The sequence below is a fragment of the Ruegeria sp. CDSA034 genome, from assembly GCF_059612275.1.
In genome coordinates this window covers 160,448-175,060 of record NZ_JBXWQH010000003.1, presented here as the reverse complement: position 1 = coordinate 175,060, position 14,613 = coordinate 160,448, and the positions used below count along the sequence as shown (strand labels likewise).

The following is a 14,613-nucleotide window of genomic DNA, read 5'->3' as shown; positions in this document are numbered from 1 at the left end:
TTCTATTAGGTGGCACCTTCAGGCCAGGGTGTTAGTGCGCCACCCCGGCGGCGACGCTTTCGTCGATGAAGCGGCCCTCTTTGAAGCGATCCAGCGTAAAGGCTTCGGTCAGCGGTGAATGACCCGTGGCCATCAGCTGCGCCATGCCCCATCCCGATCCAGGGATCGACTTGAAGCCACCCGTGCCCCAGCCACAGTTGATAAAGCAGCCGCCCAGTGGCGTTTTCGACAGGATCGGAGACCGGTCACCAGTCATGTCCACAATCCCGCCCCACTGGCGCAACATCTTCAGGCGCGAGATCATCGGGAAGGTTTCGACCAGTGCGCGAACGGTTTCCTCGATATGATGGAAACTGCCGCGCTGGGTGTAGTTGTTGAAGGCATCAGTGCCGCCGCCGATCACCATCTCGCCCTTGTCGGACTGAGACATATAGCCATGCACGGTGTTGGCCATCACCACCACGTCCATGCAGGGTTTGATCGGCTCGGACACCAACGCCTGCAGGGCAATGGCTTCAAGCGGCAAACGGAAGCCCGCCATCTCGGCCAGCTGACCGGAATGGCCCGCAACCACCATACCCAGCTTGTCACAGTCAATAGAACCCTTGGTGGTATCGACGCCAACAACGCGGCCATTCTCAGACCTGACGCCTTTGACCTCGCATTGCTGGATGATGTCCATGCCCATTGCGGAACAGGCGCGCGCATATCCCCAAGCCACGGCATCGTGACGAGCGGTGCCCCCGCGTTCCTGCCACAATGCGCCCAGAACCGGATAGCGCGGACCGTCGATATTGATGATCGGCACCAGCTCCTTGACGCGCTCGGGGGTGATCCATTCGGTCTGAACACCTTGCAATGCGTTGGCATGCGCCGTGCGCTGATATCCGCGAATTTCGTGATGGGTCTGGGCCAGCATCATAACGCCACGGGGGCTGAACATGATGTTATAGTTCAGTTCCTGGCTCAGATCCTCGTACAGGCTGCGCGCTTTTTCGTAGATCGCTGCCGAAGGGTCCTGCAGGTAGTTCGAGCGGATGATAGTCGTGTTCCGACCGGTGTTACCACCGCCCAGCCAGCCTTTTTCGATCACGGCGACATTCTGGATGCCGTAGTTCTTACCCAGATAATAAGCTGTGGCCAGACCATGACCGCCCGCACCGACAATGATCACGTCGTATTTCTTCTTGGGTTCGGGCGAACGCCAGGCGCGTTCCCATCCGGTGTGATAGCGCAGCGCTTCGCGCGCTACAGCAAAGGCTGAATAGTGTTTCATAGGCGAATCCATCCGGTTCGGTGATTGCGCGAAGATATGCCGCGTAACGCCAGCGCGCCCCTGCCGTTCAACGCCGTAATATCGCACTATTGCGACATAGGCCCCATTATTGCGACACGAAGTCTGCCAGCGGCCATTTGTCCCTTTTGTCGGCCCGCCGAGAGGTCTAAGTCAGGGCAGCCACTTCGGAGAAGCCATGTCGTTCTGGGTCCTGATCATCCTAACAGCTGCCGTGACTGCAGTGTTCCTGGGCTATTCTATCCTGCGCGCGCGCGACACACGCGAACCCGCAGCGGCCTATGACCTGCGTGTTTATCGCGAACAATTGGCGGGCGTGGACAAGGATCTCGCCCGAGGTGTCATCGGGGAAGCAGATGCCGAGCGTGTACGCACCGAGATTTCACGCCGTATTCTGGCCGCAGACGTACAGATACAGGCACAGTCGACTCGACCGGGACCGCCACTTTGGGCTTCGGTCACCGCTATCGCAGCCGTGGGTCTTATCCTGGTCGGCGGTGCGACCTGGATGTACGACCGGATGGGTGCGGCGGGGCTGCCGGATCAACCTCTGTCGCTGCGCATTGATCGAGCGGAAACCTTGCGCGCGGAACGCCCCAGCCAAGCTGAATTCGAAGCCACCACAACACCAGCCCCCCTGCCGCAGCTGGAAGAAAGCTATGCGGCGCTTTTGGAGCAGTTACGTGAAACCGTCGAAGCGCGTCCCGATGACCTGCAAGGCCATGTTCTTTTGGCGCAACACGAGGCGAACGCAGGCAACTTTTCGGCCGCTTACAAGGCCCAGCAGCGCGTGATCGAATTGTCTGGCGACGCTGTCCCTGCAGACGCTTATTCGCATCTGGCCGAAATGATGATCTTGTCGGCGGGTGGATATGTATCCCCCGAAGCCGAAGCTGCATTGCGCGAAGCTTTAAAACGCGATCCGCGACATGGCCCGGCGCTGTATTACCTTGGCCAGATGATGGTGCAGGTCGGGCGCCCCGACATCGGGTATCGCATCTGGACCGACGCCTTGCGCAACGCACCGGTCGGCGCGCCATGGGTCGACGCAATTCTGGCCCAACTGGATGAGCTGGCCTTTCGCGCAGGGGTGTTCAACGCGCCCGAGGTTTCTGCCCCCGCAGGACCCGGCCCAAGCCAGGATGACGTCGAGGCTGCCGCTTCGCTGACCCCGGAAGAACGACAAGAGATGATCCGAGGCATGGTTAATCAGCTCTCCGACCGGTTGGCCACCGAAGGAGGCGCGCCCGAGGATTGGGCCCGTCTGATCGCTGCACTGGGCGTTCTGGGCGAAGGACAGCGCGCGATCGACATAAGGAACGAAGCCATGGCGGTCTTTGCCGGAGACGCCGATGCGCTGGAGATCATCGACGCTGCCGCACTTCAGGCAGGTATTGCTCAATGATATACGACGAGTTCGAAGACTTCGCCGCCGCATTGTCCCCTATGACTGCCCTGATGGGGTTGGATCTGGGCGAAAAGACCATCGGCGTGGCCGTGTCCGACCGGATGCGCGGCGTGGCCAGCCCGCTTGAGACCGTGCGGCGCAAGAAATTCACCCTGGATTCGGCCCGATTGCTGGACATCATCGCGGACCGCGAGATTGGTGGTGTCGTACTCGGCCTGCCCAAAAACATGGACGGCACCGAAGGCCCCCGGTGCCAATCGACCCGCGCTTTTGCCCGAAATCTGTCACGTCTGACCGAGGTTTCAATCAGCTTCTGGGACGAACGGCTAAGCACAGTCGCGGCGGAAAAGGCACTTCTTGAGGCGGATACGTCACGAAAACGTCGCGGACAGGTTATCGATCACGTCGCGGCAGGCTATATTCTACAAGGAGCGCTGGATAGGCTGCGCTTTCTTTAAGGGCAACGGGGTATACCGATGACAAACATGGTCTGGAAAAGGAACGAGGTCGAGAGCCCTTGCATCCAGATATGCGTCGTGCACCCGACCGAGCGCATCTGTACCGGTTGTTATCGCACAATTGATGAGATCACGCGCTGGTCGAAAATGGACAGCGTTGAGCGTGCCGAAATCATGGAAGATCTGCCTGCACGCAAACCCCGCCTCGCCAAACGGCGCGGTGGGCGGGCTGCGCGAATGAACAAATCCTGATATCCACTTCTGGCTTTTTGGCTGAATTCGCGCCGCTGCGGGTCGGTCTGAACTCCGAGGGGGGATCAAGTTCGACGACATGCGTAAGTGAGTGGCAACCCACAGCGGCGCTCTTCAGCATTTAAGTTCTTCCGAAGTGGTCATACGGAAGACTAAAACACGTTTAATCTTTTTTTGACCGGCTGATCAAGAAAAAATAAACAGCCGAAAATTTAACCTTGCGTAATGGTAAAGCCAGGCGAAATCTTTCGCTCTGCCGGCCGCCGCCTTACCCGGCTGCAAGCCAGGATTTTGCGTTTTCGAAATCCTCAGAAGGAAAGAACTGCGTACGGGCACCCAGAACGTGACTGGCGACACGCTGCGCCATATGTTGCCACGCTTTGTCCCCCACTATAGCGGCGCGATCCAGCATTCCCACATGCCCTCGGGCCAGGCGGAAATGCGCGGCCAGTGCGGTCAGCCCCTGCCAGCCGTCAAACTCGCGCAGGTCGATCAACAGACGGAACCCGTTCTTTGAGCTTAGCAAGGTATCCAGATCACGCTCTGCCTGCTGGTACTCCTCGGGATCCAATTTGCCCATCAGGCTGATCTGCACGCAGGGCCCGCCCAGATCGGTCACATGAATGGCACCCAGCGACTCGCGCATCCAACGGCGCGCGACCTCAAGTTCCGAAAGTTCAAACACCTGAACGGGGCATGGCAGAATCGGTGCGGCCAGACGGATGCTGGTCTGCACCCAGCCCTGATCAGCCGCAACTGCGATACGGTCAAACCCGCGCCAGTGGCTGAGACCCAGCTTGGTATCGGACCACGCGGCCCCAAGATCATAGCCTTTGAACTCTGGCTGCACGATCGCCAACAAACGCACCGCATCATGAGCCTCTAACGCCGCTTCGATCGCGGGGACCAATGTCTCGCTGTAATCTTTGCTTGTCACTTCGCCGGACAGCTCGACCTCAATCTGGGCCCCTTCAGAATGCGTATGAACCGTAATCATCGAAAACCTCCAAACCTGAATAATGGCAACAGGTTACGGGGATTCGATCCACTCGGCTACTCCCCCCGCGCATTCCGGACGAAAATAGGCGATCATCCGTCCATCCGGCCCGGCGGTCGCCCCCTCGGCCCAAGGCGCGACGCCGTGCAGGCAGTGGCGATGCAGCAGGTAGGCTTCACCCGGTTTTGCAGGCAGTTCGATACGGGGGCAGGTTTCAAACACCTCACGACGGGCGGTCTGATATATGTCGGTGACGTCAATCTGGTGCAGACTGTCCGTGGGTTGGCCTTCCATGGCACGCTGAAAGGTTGCCCCCAGAATCTTGTGGCTGCCTTGCCACAGAACCATCGGTGCGGCATCCGCGCTTGCATCCGTTAACGGAATGCCAAGGATCCATGCGTGTGGCTCATCCACCCGTCGTCGGCGATCCGGCCCCATGGGACGCAAACCGTCTACATGCGCCGCGTCACGGTTCCGCCGGTATCTGCTGGCGGCATCGTTTTCGCCACGACGTGGGCGGGGATAACCGGGATAAACGACCGAGACCTGCCCCTTGTGCAGTGGCAACCGCCCGTAATGTTCGGCGATAAAGTCCATCGCCTGACCTGACAAAAGGTCTGATTGCCCCACCCTGCCCTCTGGATCGTTATCCAGCGCATCCACGCCGATGAACCACGTGCCTTCGCAATCCAGCCATTCCGCAAAGGTTGGATCTGTGACCGAGGCGCGGGCTTGCGGCAAAGCGTGTTCAACCCATTGGGCAAGTGTCGGATCGTGTGGAAACCTGATCCAGCCCTTGTCCCAAAAATCGGTCATAGCCCCAACGCCTTGCGAAGCATGTTCAAGGCGACCAGCGTCAGAAACACCGCGAACACGCGCTTCAATGGTTTGGGATCCATCGCATGCGCCAGTTTCACACCCCACGGCGCGGTGATCATGGTCATGGTCACGACAATTGCAAATGCTATCAAATTGACAGCGCCAATTGTGAACGGCGGGCGGTGTTCAGGCGCTATGTCCAAGAATAGAAAGCCTAGAACTGAAGGCACGGCGATGATCACGCCAAACCCGGCCGCCGTTGCAACCGCCCTGTGGATGGGTGTGTTGAACAGGCTCATCAGCGGCACGCCAAAGCTGCCGCCGCCAATGCCCATAAGAACTGAAAGGAACCCGACCGAAGGCGACAAAACGGCCCGCTTCACGCCTTTTGGCATCACATCACCAAGCCGCCATTCCGATTTGCCCAAGCCCAGATAAGCGCCGATGACCATACCCAACACTCCGAACAACGCCTGCAACGCTTCGGTTCGTAGCGCCGAGGCGACCAGCACGCCGACAATGGCCCCAACTGCAATTCCTGGCCCCCAGCCGCGCAGGATATCCCAGTCCACCGCGCCCTTCTTGTTATGCGCCAAGACGGATCGCATTGAAGTGATGATGATGGTTGCCAGCGAGGTCGCAAGACACAACTGCATCAATTGCGGGCCGCCGTACCCAAGCGTTTGGAACGCATAGAAAAACGCGGGCACCAGAACGATGCCGCCGCCGACACCCAGCAATCCAGCCAAGACACCGGCCAGCGCCCCGATTACAAGCAAAAGGCCCAGCATCTGGGCCAGTAACATCGTCTCGGGCATCATCCCCCCAAACCGGCCAACTGGCCGTATCCTGTAGCTGTCAAACCTCTGCCAAAGGCGCGATGCTGTCCAGCGCCTGCAGCATCACCTCGGGGCCTGCCCCATCGTGAACCGCACCCTCGGACAAAGCCCGCCTCCACGCACGCGCACCGGGACGTCCGGCAAACAGGCCCAGCATATGACGCGTGATCTGGTGCAGGCGGCCGCCCTCGGCAAGGTGGTTTTCGACATAGGGCACCATTTTGTGAACGACATCAATCGGATCAGCTACCTGCCCGCTGCCGAAGATCATGGCATCCGCCTGGGCCAGAATATCCGTGGGTTGGTGATAGGCCGCGCGGCCAATCATGACACCGTCCAGCCCGGCGTCCAGTTGCGTCTTTGCTTGTTCCAGAGACGTGATTCCGCCATTGATCGAGACGTGCAGGTCCGGGAACGCATTTTTCATCCGATGCACAAGGTCGTAGTCCAAAGGCGGTATATCCCTGTTTTCCTTTGGGCTAAGCCCTTGCAGCCATGCTTTGCGCGCGTGGATTGTTACGCGACGGCATCCGGCCGCATGAATGGCCTGCAGGAATTCAGGCAAGACCCGTTCCGGATCCTGATCATCGACCCCAATACGGCATTTGACCGTCACCTCGACATCAACAGCATCGCGCATCGCGGCAACGCAATCAGCAACACGGGCAGGATCTTTCATCAGGACGGCCCCGAATGTACCCGATTGCACCCGATCCGAAGGACAGCCGCAGTTCAGGTTGATCTCATCATATCCCGCTTGCGCGCCCAGCTGGGCCGCCTGCGACAGCTCCTCTGAGTCAGAACCGCCCAATTGCAGCGCGACGGGGTGTTCCTGCGAACTGAAGTCCAACAAATGCAATGCTCCACCTCGCACCAACGCCGGGGCGGTTACCATTTCCGTGTATAGAAGTGTCTGCTGGCTGAGCAGTCGGTGCACAAATCGGCAATGCCGGTCTGTCCAATCCATCATGGGCGCGACTGATAATTTAGCGTTATAATTTAACAGCTTAGACACCCGTAAAACCTCAAGATTTGACCAAATTTGCACACATATTGCACACGCTTGCACGGTGATGGTAGAAGTGTGCAGACACTTAGCACACGGATTGCACATGGCTACTATCACCAAGCTACCCAGCGGTAAATGGCGGGCGCAGGTAAGGCGTAAAGGCACCTACAAAGCGCGGACGTTTTCGCACAAGATCGACGCGACCGGCTGGGCTGCGGACATAGAACGCGCACTGGAAGGCGGACGCACCGCTGGTACTGTCCAACCCGGTAAGGACATGACGTTGACGATGGCGATCATGACCTATCTGGAACAGGTGAATACGGGCCGCACGAACCGGTACAATCTGGAACGGATCGCAAGTCGGATTGGCGGTACCAGCTTGCGTAACCTATCTGCCGTTACAGTGCAGGAATACGTTGACCAGCGATTGAAAGAAGGCGTGACGGGCGCAACCCTTTCGGGTGATCTGTCCGCCCTGTCCGGCGTCCTGAAATGGGTCAGACACAGCCGCCAGATCGACATCGACCCAGACCTTGCCAAAGACGCACGTGCGGCCCTGACAACGGCCCGTATCGACACACGCAGCCAAGAGCGAACCCGGATACCGACACAGGACGAATTGGACGCCATTATCGCGTGTTTTGAAGCCAACCCGCGACAGAAGATTCCTATGCCGACGATCATCAGATTTGCGGCTGCGTCTGGAATGCGCCTTGGTGAGATTTGCAGGATCAGGATCGAAGACATCAGGTGGAATGAAAAGTCGGTGTTGATCCGAGAACGGAAAGACCCGAAGCGCAAGGCCCGCAACGATCAGGACGTGCCGCTTGTGGCTGACGCGTACCAGATCGCCCGCCAGATGGCCGAAGGCCGCACAGAAGGCCGGTTGTTCCCGTATAACGGCAAGTCGGCTGGTACTGCGTGGCGACGGGCCGTGGAACGTTGTGAAATAGAAGACCTGCATTTTCACGATCTGCGGCACTTGGCGATCACCGAACTGTTCCGGCTGGGTCTGCCCATAGAACTGGTGGCGGTCGTATCGGGCCACCGCGACTGGAAGCATTTGAAACGCTACACCCAGCTTGGCGCGGCTGACGTGCATAATGCCTTGCAGAAAATTGCAGGTTCGAGATAGTCTGACTGCCTGATTCACATCGGGTGATGTAGACCACCATAGTGATGGTCGCTCGTTAGCACCCATTTCGTCACGAAATGAACGCTAGGAGTCCGTCCGATGGATGATCCAATCCTACAAAAGTTTTTGGCCGATCACGGCCTGATTACCGAAGAACAGGTGGCCGCACTTGAAGGCTGCGAACTGATCACGATTGAGACACGTCGCAGTCGTGGTGAAATGCCCCCGTTCTATCGCCAAGGCAAACGCACGTTTTACGAAACGGCTGACATTGCCGACATGATCCGCAGCAAACGCAAAGACAAAAAACCCCGCGTTGTGACCGCATCACAAGACCTGCTGAACGGTGCCGCGTGATCGCCCATATCACCAACAACGGAAAAGCCTTGTGCGGCTTGCGGAATGCAAAAGGAAAAACGTTGGTCGATACGCTGGCCGACGAAAATCTGGTATCGAATTTCAGTTGGCGCGGTCTGCATTTTCACCGCTTTTATGATGACTGAAATTTTTGCCCAAAGTGCGCGAACCGCCTGAAGCAAAAACTCCGGTTACGCGCACGTCAAAACGGCGATGACCCAAACAGTGCGGAAAGTAACCGTAACGCGCAACGGCACTGGATGGTGACCATTGCCGAATAAGCCAAAAGACCGATGGGGGGCGGGCGTGGCTGACCCGAACTGACGCAAACCCATCGACCCGAAAAGGAACGACCCGCAGCGCATGGAACGCAGCGGGCCGAATTGTAACCCTACTTGCCTAGAAAGGGTCGTCAGACATGCACGACAATACCGCACCTGTACTGAACACACAAACCGCACGTGACGCACTGAAATTGATCCGTGATCACCACGTGCTGGTGGCGATACCGCAGATGGGTGGGACAGCCGTAGGGCTGGAAGTGAACGTGTCTGACCCGCCAAGCTGGCAACAGGCGCACGATTGGATCACAGCGAAACAAGCGGCACGTTGGAACATCTATTTTCACCCGAATGCCGTCAGGCCGGGGTTGTCGAAGAAAGCGCAGAAGACGGACATTGTGGCGTGTGATTGGGTGCAGTCCGACATTGATCCGACCAAGGGCAAACCGTACGCCGTGGCGCGATCTGAGGCGTGGCGGACCGTGGAAGGTTTGCTGCACGGGCCGACACCGCCCACACTGATATTCGACAGCGGCAACGGCTTTTATCCCCTCTGGCGGCTGTCCGAACCGGTAGATGTGGACACGTACGACACGGCCAACAATGCTTGGAACGCAAGCCACGGCGTTGGTGGAACATTCAACGCAGATCGCATTCTGAAATTACCAGGAACCATTGCCTTCAGTAATCAAAAGAAGCTGGACGACGGTTATCCTGAAGCGTCACAGGCGGGTGTTGTGTACGTCAACGGGGCGATCCTGTCGGTCGATACATTCAAAGCTGCGGGGGCCGCATACGTGCCGCCAAAGCGTCAGGTTGAACAGACACAGGACGCCGCGTTTGTCGAAGCACCGCTGGACCCGGTACTGATCGCACGTGTGGCCGACATGCGGGCCAAGGATGACCGCTTTGATCGGCACATGGGATCAGGCAATGACGACAAGTCCGGTGCGCTATGGGGCATTGCCAACAAACTGGCCGCAGCCGGATTTACCAGCCACGAATTTGCCGCTGTGGTGGGTCAACTTTCCGAAGACGCACTGGACCACTGCGAACGGGCCGATGTGAACTACACCCGCGCTTTACGTCGCGCGTGGGATGCGGCACAGGCCGACATGGCGGCACACGTGGCTGCTTTGGGGCCGGTACGGATGCCCGACACCGCAACGGCAGTACCGGTGGCACCGAACAGACGATCTGTCCGCGAAGGTGAATATGTGACGGTGGACGGTAAACTGCGCTGGTGTCTGGCCACTGCCGTGGCGATCTTGGAATGTCATGACGATTGGGCCGACGTTCTAGCGTTCAACGACTTCACCGGGGAAATTGTGATCTGCCGACCTGTCCCGTCGTCGGACGGTCGCGGTTTCCAACCCCACCACATGACCGATCTGGACGTGGCACACGCTGAATCGTGGTTTAACCGGATCGGGTTTCACAATGCCAAGGAAACGACGATCCGTCGCGCAATGGTCAAAGTCGCCCACCAGAACGTGATCGACCCGGTGCGGCACTATCTGGAAGACCTGCGGTGGGATGGTGTGCCGCGTCTGGGTAAGTGGCTGACGACCTACGCGGGCGCACCAGACAATTTCTATACGAACGAAGTGGGGCGGTGCATGTTGGTTGGTGCGGTCGCACGTGTGCTGCAACCCGGCTGTAAGGTGGACACCATGCCGATCTTGGAAGGTCCACAGGGGATCAACAAATCCCAGATGCTGCGCGTGTTGGCTGGTGATGAATACTTTGGTGACAGCTTGCCGCCACTGAAAGACAAAGACGCAGCCGATTATTTGGCCGGTCTGTGGTTCGTGGAAATGGCCGAACTGGACATGATGAACCGCGCCACGATGGAAACCACCAAGTCGTTTTTGGCGCGACAGGACGACCGGTTTCGTCCAGCCTACGCCCGCGACAAGATCAAACGACCACGCCGCTGCATCTTTGTCGGTACCACCAATCAGGACAACTATCTGAGAGACGAAACAGGCAACAGACGGTTTTGGCCCGTACAGGTCACGCAGATCAATCTGGAAGCGTTACGGACAGACCGCGATCAGATTTGGGCCGAAGCGGTTGCGGCATATCACCAGCGTCCGGTGTGGTGGCTTCAGGGCATAGCCGAACAGTTGGCGACCGGTGAACAGAAGAAACGCAACGAAGACGACCCGTGGACAAGTGATGTGTTGGGCTACGTTGAGAACAAGCACGAAGTTTCTATAAGGGAAATTCTAAAGCTATCTGGTGTCGTAACCAAAAGCGATCTGACACGTGGTGACAGCAACCGTGTGGCTGGAATACTGAAAGCACACGGCTGGAAACGTGACGGTTTAATCACCAACGGAACGTTTCGGAACGCGGCAAAGTACATAAGAAGATAAGAAGACAAGGATTCTTAGAGAGTCGTGAAAATGGTATGGTTGCTTTGTTTTCATTGAATAATCTGGGATGAAAATGTGACAAGGAAGACAGTTGAAGATTGTATGGGAATCCTTGTCATCTTGTTTGCTTGTCGGCTGTAGGGCTGTAACTCGGGACATATACCCATCCAGCTATACCCCAAATGCTCTAGTCAAATGGCTATAGGATGCGGACAGGACAGACCAAACAACCAACCACCAACCAGCTATCGTATAATCGTTTTGCTATAGTCCGCCCTTCCATTTTGGAGGGACATACTTGGTGCGAAGTATGTCCTTGCATTTCGCAAGGACAGATTTGGAACGATTGTATGCCTTCGCATTTTGCGAAGACATACTTTGCGTGTGATGGCGACCGTCGCTGTCAAAGTATGGGGCGGGGTATCGCTAAACATAGTTCGGGGGGTCGGCACCGCGCGGGGGACTGATTTTTTAGAACTAACGCCAAAAAATGTCGATCACTAAAATACTATAGAAGTCGCCTTAAAAGGTCGTTTCTAACCATCTATTTTCACCGAACTAAGTTGATCAGCTTTCCTTATTTCCCACCGGCTGTTTCGTATGCTACGATAGTAAGGCCTCGCGCCCGCTGGCGCGGCTCTCGGTTGCGGGGAAACGTGGGTTAATGCTGGCACTATCACCCGAAAACACTTGCTGAAAAAAAGGCAAAATACTAACGGCTATCACCGCTTCAGGAGTTGCGCATAAAGGCTCTGCAGTAATCCCAGAACCCTTTATCGCTATCCGATCCTTCGAGTGCCTTTGCACTTTGGGTACTTCGAACAGCCGAGAAAACGGTTTTGAGAGTTTCGGTTTGAACGCTCCACCATTTTGGACCCACAGCGCGGACACTTTGCTTTACTTGCACCCAGTTGACCACTTTGCGCCTTGACGTGGTTCACGTGACTGCGGTGTGTCTTTCGGCTAGGCGATAACGCTCCCTCAGAAAGTTGTATAGAAATCGAGGATAGCTCGTCTTCGTTTAACAGGACTTGGTCAAAACTGTTTATGTAGCGAACAAGTTCTCGGACGCTCCAGACGACGTTTGATGGCATTACCGTTCGCGGTTGCGCTGAACCGACGAACGCAACCACGTTGTGAATTTTGTATTGTGGAATGCGTAGTAGTTCCTGAACAGCTTTGACATGTTTAAAATTTTGATGCGTCGGGTTTTGCATCTTGAACTTCTTGCGCCGAAACGTTTGCGTCCAAGTCTTTTGGTTTGCGCCGCCAAATATCCACCCCGATAAATTCTTCGTTTCCACAACGAAAATACCGTAGCGAGAGACTATGACGTGATCGATTTGAGTGGTTCCGCCGCGAATTGGCAGTGTCAGATCGTTTAGTATCTGATAGCCGCTTTCATCGAGACTTCGGCGAAGAAACAACTTTACCCAAAACTCGCCCGACTTACCTTTAAGCCAAGGGGAGCGAAGCAACCAAAGAATGAGAAGAATACCTGCAAGAAAAGCGACGTAGGCTAAATTTTCTATGTCATTTTGATTGAGGGCCATATCAGTTGCTTTCCGGTCTTTGTCCAGTTCACGAACCAGCAATCAAAGGCGCGGGATTGAGGCGATCCAACCGCGAACAAAGACATCGCCATCGGCATCAATTTCACAGACCGCCTCCCAACGAAGGCCCGGTAAATTTGATCCCTCTTCTTCGTATACTTTATGTTCGTCATCTGTGGGGCGTCGGCAAATGGACCATACTTCCTCGTAAACGGTGGGAACATCATTGGCTGCATAAGCAATATAGCGGCGGTCGTCGTCTTTCTCGCCAAAGCCATTCATCACTCCGCGAAACCCACTTTCGAAAGACAGTGGAAAAGAGTCCTCGGACATTTCAGGCATCGAAAAAAAGCCCGTCCTGTCTAAGTCATAATAGACATAACCGCCCGCTGCGATCAGTGCGATGATGACAAGCCACTTCCACATATCTCTAACCTCGAAACATATCTAAATTTATTTTATTGAAGTTTTTTTGAGATGCTACCTGGAAACTATATCTGGCAGCATATAGGATTAATTCTATATGCTAAGTATCAATAAAATAAGGTTTTTGTCGTACCAGAAATGTGGACTCAACACCACATCTGGTGCCATGCTGTCGGCAACCTGAGAAGGACCGACGCATGACAGTACACCAACATACCGCGACGAGAGCCGTTAATTCGGTGGTCAAAAGCGTCGGCCATATCCGCCAACAACTCGACTCTGCATCCCGCGCTGAACAAGGCGGCGTTCAGGGCGCGTTCGAAAAGCGAATTAGAACAACCGCCAAATTCGCCCACGATCAGGATCGCGCACAACGGGCCATTTCCGACACCAGACAGGCTGCAACCCGATACCAACGTGCCGCCAATGTGCTGAAAGGTGGACACCCGACCGACGATCCGCTGCACGAAAAATGCGCCGATCTGCACCGTATGTCCTGCGGTGAAAAGCGAAACACTGTTGCGCATTTGGCCGACCAACTCGACACCATAGCCAAGACAGCCAACGACGCAGCCGACCGTGCATCTGACCGGCTGGATGGGGCCGAAGACGAACTGCGGGTGACCGACGCGATGGCGGATTATCTGGCCGCGTTGAGCAAGCACAATTTCGACAAAGACAACCCAGCCGTTCGCGCAAAACACCGCGACTTTATGGCGTGGAAAACAGTAAGCCGCGGGCGCAAATGACCAATCCGTTTCGACAGTCCAACGACAACCCGTACGACCGTCCGCTGGTCGGCGGCAAACTGGACACCCGTGGCGCAGCACAAGTCGTGAATACGGTCGTTTACGATCCGGCCAACGACACCGTAAATCCCGCAGGTCTGGCGTTCACCAGATCGATTTTGCAGCAGGTTGTTAAGCGCACGTTGAATGCTGATGACATCGCCGGTGCTATGGCAAATCTGATCTGCCCGTTGATCGACCGCATCGACACGCTGGAAAAGGCGCTGGACATCAAACGCGACGACACAGCCAAGGCGGTCCAGCAAGAGATTGACGGGTTCATAGGTCAGACGGACGACGACGCGCCGACCGCAGCCGAACTGGCCGACATGATGAAAAAACACATGGCCGACAAGGAGGCACGAAATGGGAATGCCTAACCGAATCCTGCACGACATGCCCGGTGCCATCAGGTCCAAGCTGGTCAAAGAAGCGGCCATGTATCGACTGGCTGGCCACGACAGTCAAACGGCAAAGGAAATGGCGAAGACGAAGGTCCGAGCATTCTACACCGAACGTGGCAAAGACTTTGTCCGCGATCATCCGACATGGCGCGATCTGTTCGTCAAAACCGCCAGCAAACAATTGGGGAGAATTGACCTATGAACGCCGG

16 protein-coding genes are annotated in these 14,613 nt (G+C 56.3%); 9 read left to right on the top strand and 7 right to left on the bottom strand.

What is annotated here, in order from left to right; translation table 11 throughout:
• Positions 1-31: 31 nt before the first annotated feature.
• On the bottom strand, positions 32-1,276 hold the full coding sequence (locus AC2FLJ_RS07645) for a sarcosine oxidase subunit beta family protein (protein ID WP_058278329.1): 1,245 nt from the start codon (positions 1,274-1,276) through the stop codon (positions 32-34).
• Between the two features lie 196 nt (positions 1,277-1,472).
• On the opposite strand from AC2FLJ_RS07645, the gene ccmI reads away from it, so the two are divergent.
• From ccmI to AC2FLJ_RS07630, 3 genes are read left to right on the top strand one after another with little or no spacing between them, the layout of a single operon-like run.
• Entirely contained in the window at positions 1,473-2,699 is a 1,227-nt protein-coding gene (ccmI, locus tag AC2FLJ_RS07640) for a c-type cytochrome biogenesis protein CcmI (RefSeq protein ID WP_496705132.1), read from the top strand.
• Positions 2,696-3,160 (top strand): Holliday junction resolvase RuvX, encoded by a 465-nt coding sequence (ruvX, locus tag AC2FLJ_RS07635; RefSeq protein WP_058278324.1) that lies wholly within the window; start codon positions 2,696-2,698, stop codon positions 3,158-3,160. The genes ccmI and ruvX overlap by 4 nt, the downstream gene beginning before the upstream one ends.
• A gap of 18 nt (positions 3,161-3,178) precedes the next feature.
• Positions 3,179-3,412 carry a DUF1289 domain-containing protein gene (locus AC2FLJ_RS07630; RefSeq protein WP_058274068.1) on the top strand — a complete coding sequence of 78 codons (234 nt, stop codon included), beginning with the start codon at positions 3,179-3,181 and terminating at the stop codon, positions 3,410-3,412.
• A gap of 268 nt (positions 3,413-3,680) precedes the next feature.
• Here AC2FLJ_RS07630 and AC2FLJ_RS07625 read toward each other — a convergent pair whose 3' ends face one another.
• From AC2FLJ_RS07625 to dusA, 4 genes are read right to left on the bottom strand one after another with little or no spacing between them, the layout of a single operon-like run.
• Complete coding sequence (locus tag AC2FLJ_RS07625; protein WP_496696900.1) at positions 3,681-4,409, bottom strand: SpoIIAA family protein; 729 nt, start codon at positions 4,407-4,409, stop codon at positions 3,681-3,683.
• A gap of 33 nt (positions 4,410-4,442) precedes the next feature.
• A complete protein-coding gene (locus AC2FLJ_RS07620) occupies positions 4,443-5,225 on the bottom strand; it encodes a hypothetical protein (RefSeq protein ID WP_496705129.1) in 783 nt (260 codons plus the stop codon).
• Positions 5,222-6,046 (bottom strand): sulfite exporter TauE/SafE family protein, encoded by an 825-nt coding sequence (locus tag AC2FLJ_RS07615; protein ID WP_282151560.1) that lies wholly within the window; start codon positions 6,044-6,046, stop codon positions 5,222-5,224. The genes AC2FLJ_RS07620 and AC2FLJ_RS07615 overlap by 4 nt, the downstream gene beginning before the upstream one ends.
• A gap of 40 nt (positions 6,047-6,086) precedes the next feature.
• Entirely contained in the window at positions 6,087-7,082 is a 996-nt protein-coding gene (dusA, locus tag AC2FLJ_RS07610) for a tRNA dihydrouridine(20/20a) synthase DusA (protein WP_496705127.1), read from the bottom strand.
• A gap of 97 nt (positions 7,083-7,179) precedes the next feature.
• Between dusA and AC2FLJ_RS07605 the strand changes: the two genes are divergently transcribed.
• The 3 genes from AC2FLJ_RS07605 (at position 7,180) to AC2FLJ_RS07595 (ending at position 11,233) form a co-directional block, all read left to right on the top strand.
• Positions 7,180-8,214, top strand: a complete 1,035-nt coding sequence (locus AC2FLJ_RS07605; RefSeq protein WP_496705125.1) for a tyrosine-type recombinase/integrase — start codon at positions 7,180-7,182, stop codon at positions 8,212-8,214.
• Between the two features lie 99 nt (positions 8,215-8,313).
• The gene (locus AC2FLJ_RS07600; protein ID WP_496705123.1) at positions 8,314-8,571 is read left to right on the top strand and encodes a hypothetical protein; all 258 of its coding nucleotides are present in this window, start codon (positions 8,314-8,316) and stop codon (positions 8,569-8,571) included.
• Between the two features lie 418 nt (positions 8,572-8,989).
• Positions 8,990-11,233, top strand: coding sequence for a virulence-associated E family protein (locus AC2FLJ_RS07595; protein ID WP_496705121.1), 2,244 nt, complete (start codon positions 8,990-8,992; stop codon positions 11,231-11,233).
• 779 nt (positions 11,234-12,012) lie between these two features.
• Here AC2FLJ_RS07595 and AC2FLJ_RS07590 read toward each other — a convergent pair.
• Together AC2FLJ_RS07590 and AC2FLJ_RS07585 are read right to left on the bottom strand one after the other, a co-directional pair.
• Entirely contained in the window at positions 12,013-12,828 is an 816-nt protein-coding gene (locus tag AC2FLJ_RS07590) for an NERD domain-containing protein (protein ID WP_496705119.1), read from the bottom strand.
• Entirely contained in the window at positions 12,829-13,212 is a 384-nt protein-coding gene (locus AC2FLJ_RS07585) for a hypothetical protein (RefSeq protein ID WP_496705118.1), read from the bottom strand.
• Between the two features lie 197 nt (positions 13,213-13,409).
• Between AC2FLJ_RS07585 and AC2FLJ_RS07580 the strand changes: the two genes are divergently transcribed.
• From AC2FLJ_RS07580 to AC2FLJ_RS07570, 3 genes are read left to right on the top strand one after another with little or no spacing between them, the layout of a single operon-like run.
• Positions 13,410-13,961 carry a hypothetical protein gene (locus AC2FLJ_RS07580; RefSeq protein WP_496705116.1) on the top strand — a complete coding sequence of 184 codons (552 nt, stop codon included), beginning with the start codon at positions 13,410-13,412 and terminating at the stop codon, positions 13,959-13,961.
• Positions 13,958-14,380 carry a hypothetical protein gene (locus tag AC2FLJ_RS07575; protein ID WP_496705114.1) on the top strand — a complete coding sequence of 141 codons (423 nt, stop codon included), beginning with the start codon at positions 13,958-13,960 and terminating at the stop codon, positions 14,378-14,380. Before AC2FLJ_RS07580 ends, AC2FLJ_RS07575 begins: the two co-directional genes overlap by 4 nt.
• Positions 14,367-14,606: a hypothetical protein gene (locus AC2FLJ_RS07570; RefSeq protein ID WP_496705112.1), complete on the top strand. Its 240-nt coding sequence runs from the start codon at positions 14,367-14,369 to the stop codon at positions 14,604-14,606. The genes AC2FLJ_RS07575 and AC2FLJ_RS07570 overlap by 14 nt, the downstream gene beginning before the upstream one ends.
• The last annotated feature ends 7 nt before the right edge of the window (positions 14,607-14,613 follow it).

Excerpts from the sequence above, each read along its gene's own strand:
- AC2FLJ_RS07600 (WP_496705123.1), top strand. The coding sequence starts at position 8,314 with ATGGATGATCCAATCCTACAAAAGTTTTTGGCCGATCACGGCCTGATT.
- AC2FLJ_RS07620 (WP_496705129.1), bottom strand. The coding sequence starts at position 5,225 with ATGACCGATTTTTGGGACAAGGGCTGGATCAGGTTTCCACACGATCCG.
- AC2FLJ_RS07630 (WP_058274068.1), top strand. The coding sequence starts at position 3,179 with ATGACAAACATGGTCTGGAAAAGGAACGAGGTCGAGAGCCCTTGCATC.
- AC2FLJ_RS07595 (WP_496705121.1), top strand. The coding sequence starts at position 8,990 with ATGCACGACAATACCGCACCTGTACTGAACACACAAACCGCACGTGAC.
- AC2FLJ_RS07625 (WP_496696900.1), bottom strand. The coding sequence starts at position 4,409 with ATGATTACGGTTCATACGCATTCTGAAGGGGCCCAGATTGAGGTCGAG.
- AC2FLJ_RS07645 (WP_058278329.1), bottom strand. The coding sequence starts at position 1,276 with ATGAAACACTATTCAGCCTTTGCTGTAGCGCGCGAAGCGCTGCGCTAT.
- AC2FLJ_RS07575 (WP_496705114.1), top strand. The coding sequence starts at position 13,958 with ATGACCAATCCGTTTCGACAGTCCAACGACAACCCGTACGACCGTCCG.
- AC2FLJ_RS07615 (WP_282151560.1), bottom strand. The coding sequence starts at position 6,046 with ATGCCCGAGACGATGTTACTGGCCCAGATGCTGGGCCTTTTGCTTGTA.
- ccmI (WP_496705132.1), top strand. The coding sequence starts at position 1,473 with ATGTCGTTCTGGGTCCTGATCATCCTAACAGCTGCCGTGACTGCAGTG.
- AC2FLJ_RS07605 (WP_496705125.1), top strand. The coding sequence starts at position 7,180 with ATGGCTACTATCACCAAGCTACCCAGCGGTAAATGGCGGGCGCAGGTA.
- ruvX (WP_058278324.1), top strand. The coding sequence starts at position 2,696 with ATGATATACGACGAGTTCGAAGACTTCGCCGCCGCATTGTCCCCTATG.
- AC2FLJ_RS07585 (WP_496705118.1), bottom strand. The coding sequence starts at position 13,212 with ATGTGGAAGTGGCTTGTCATCATCGCACTGATCGCAGCGGGCGGTTAT.
- AC2FLJ_RS07570 (WP_496705112.1), top strand. The coding sequence starts at position 14,367 with ATGGGAATGCCTAACCGAATCCTGCACGACATGCCCGGTGCCATCAGG.
- AC2FLJ_RS07580 (WP_496705116.1), top strand. The coding sequence starts at position 13,410 with ATGACAGTACACCAACATACCGCGACGAGAGCCGTTAATTCGGTGGTC.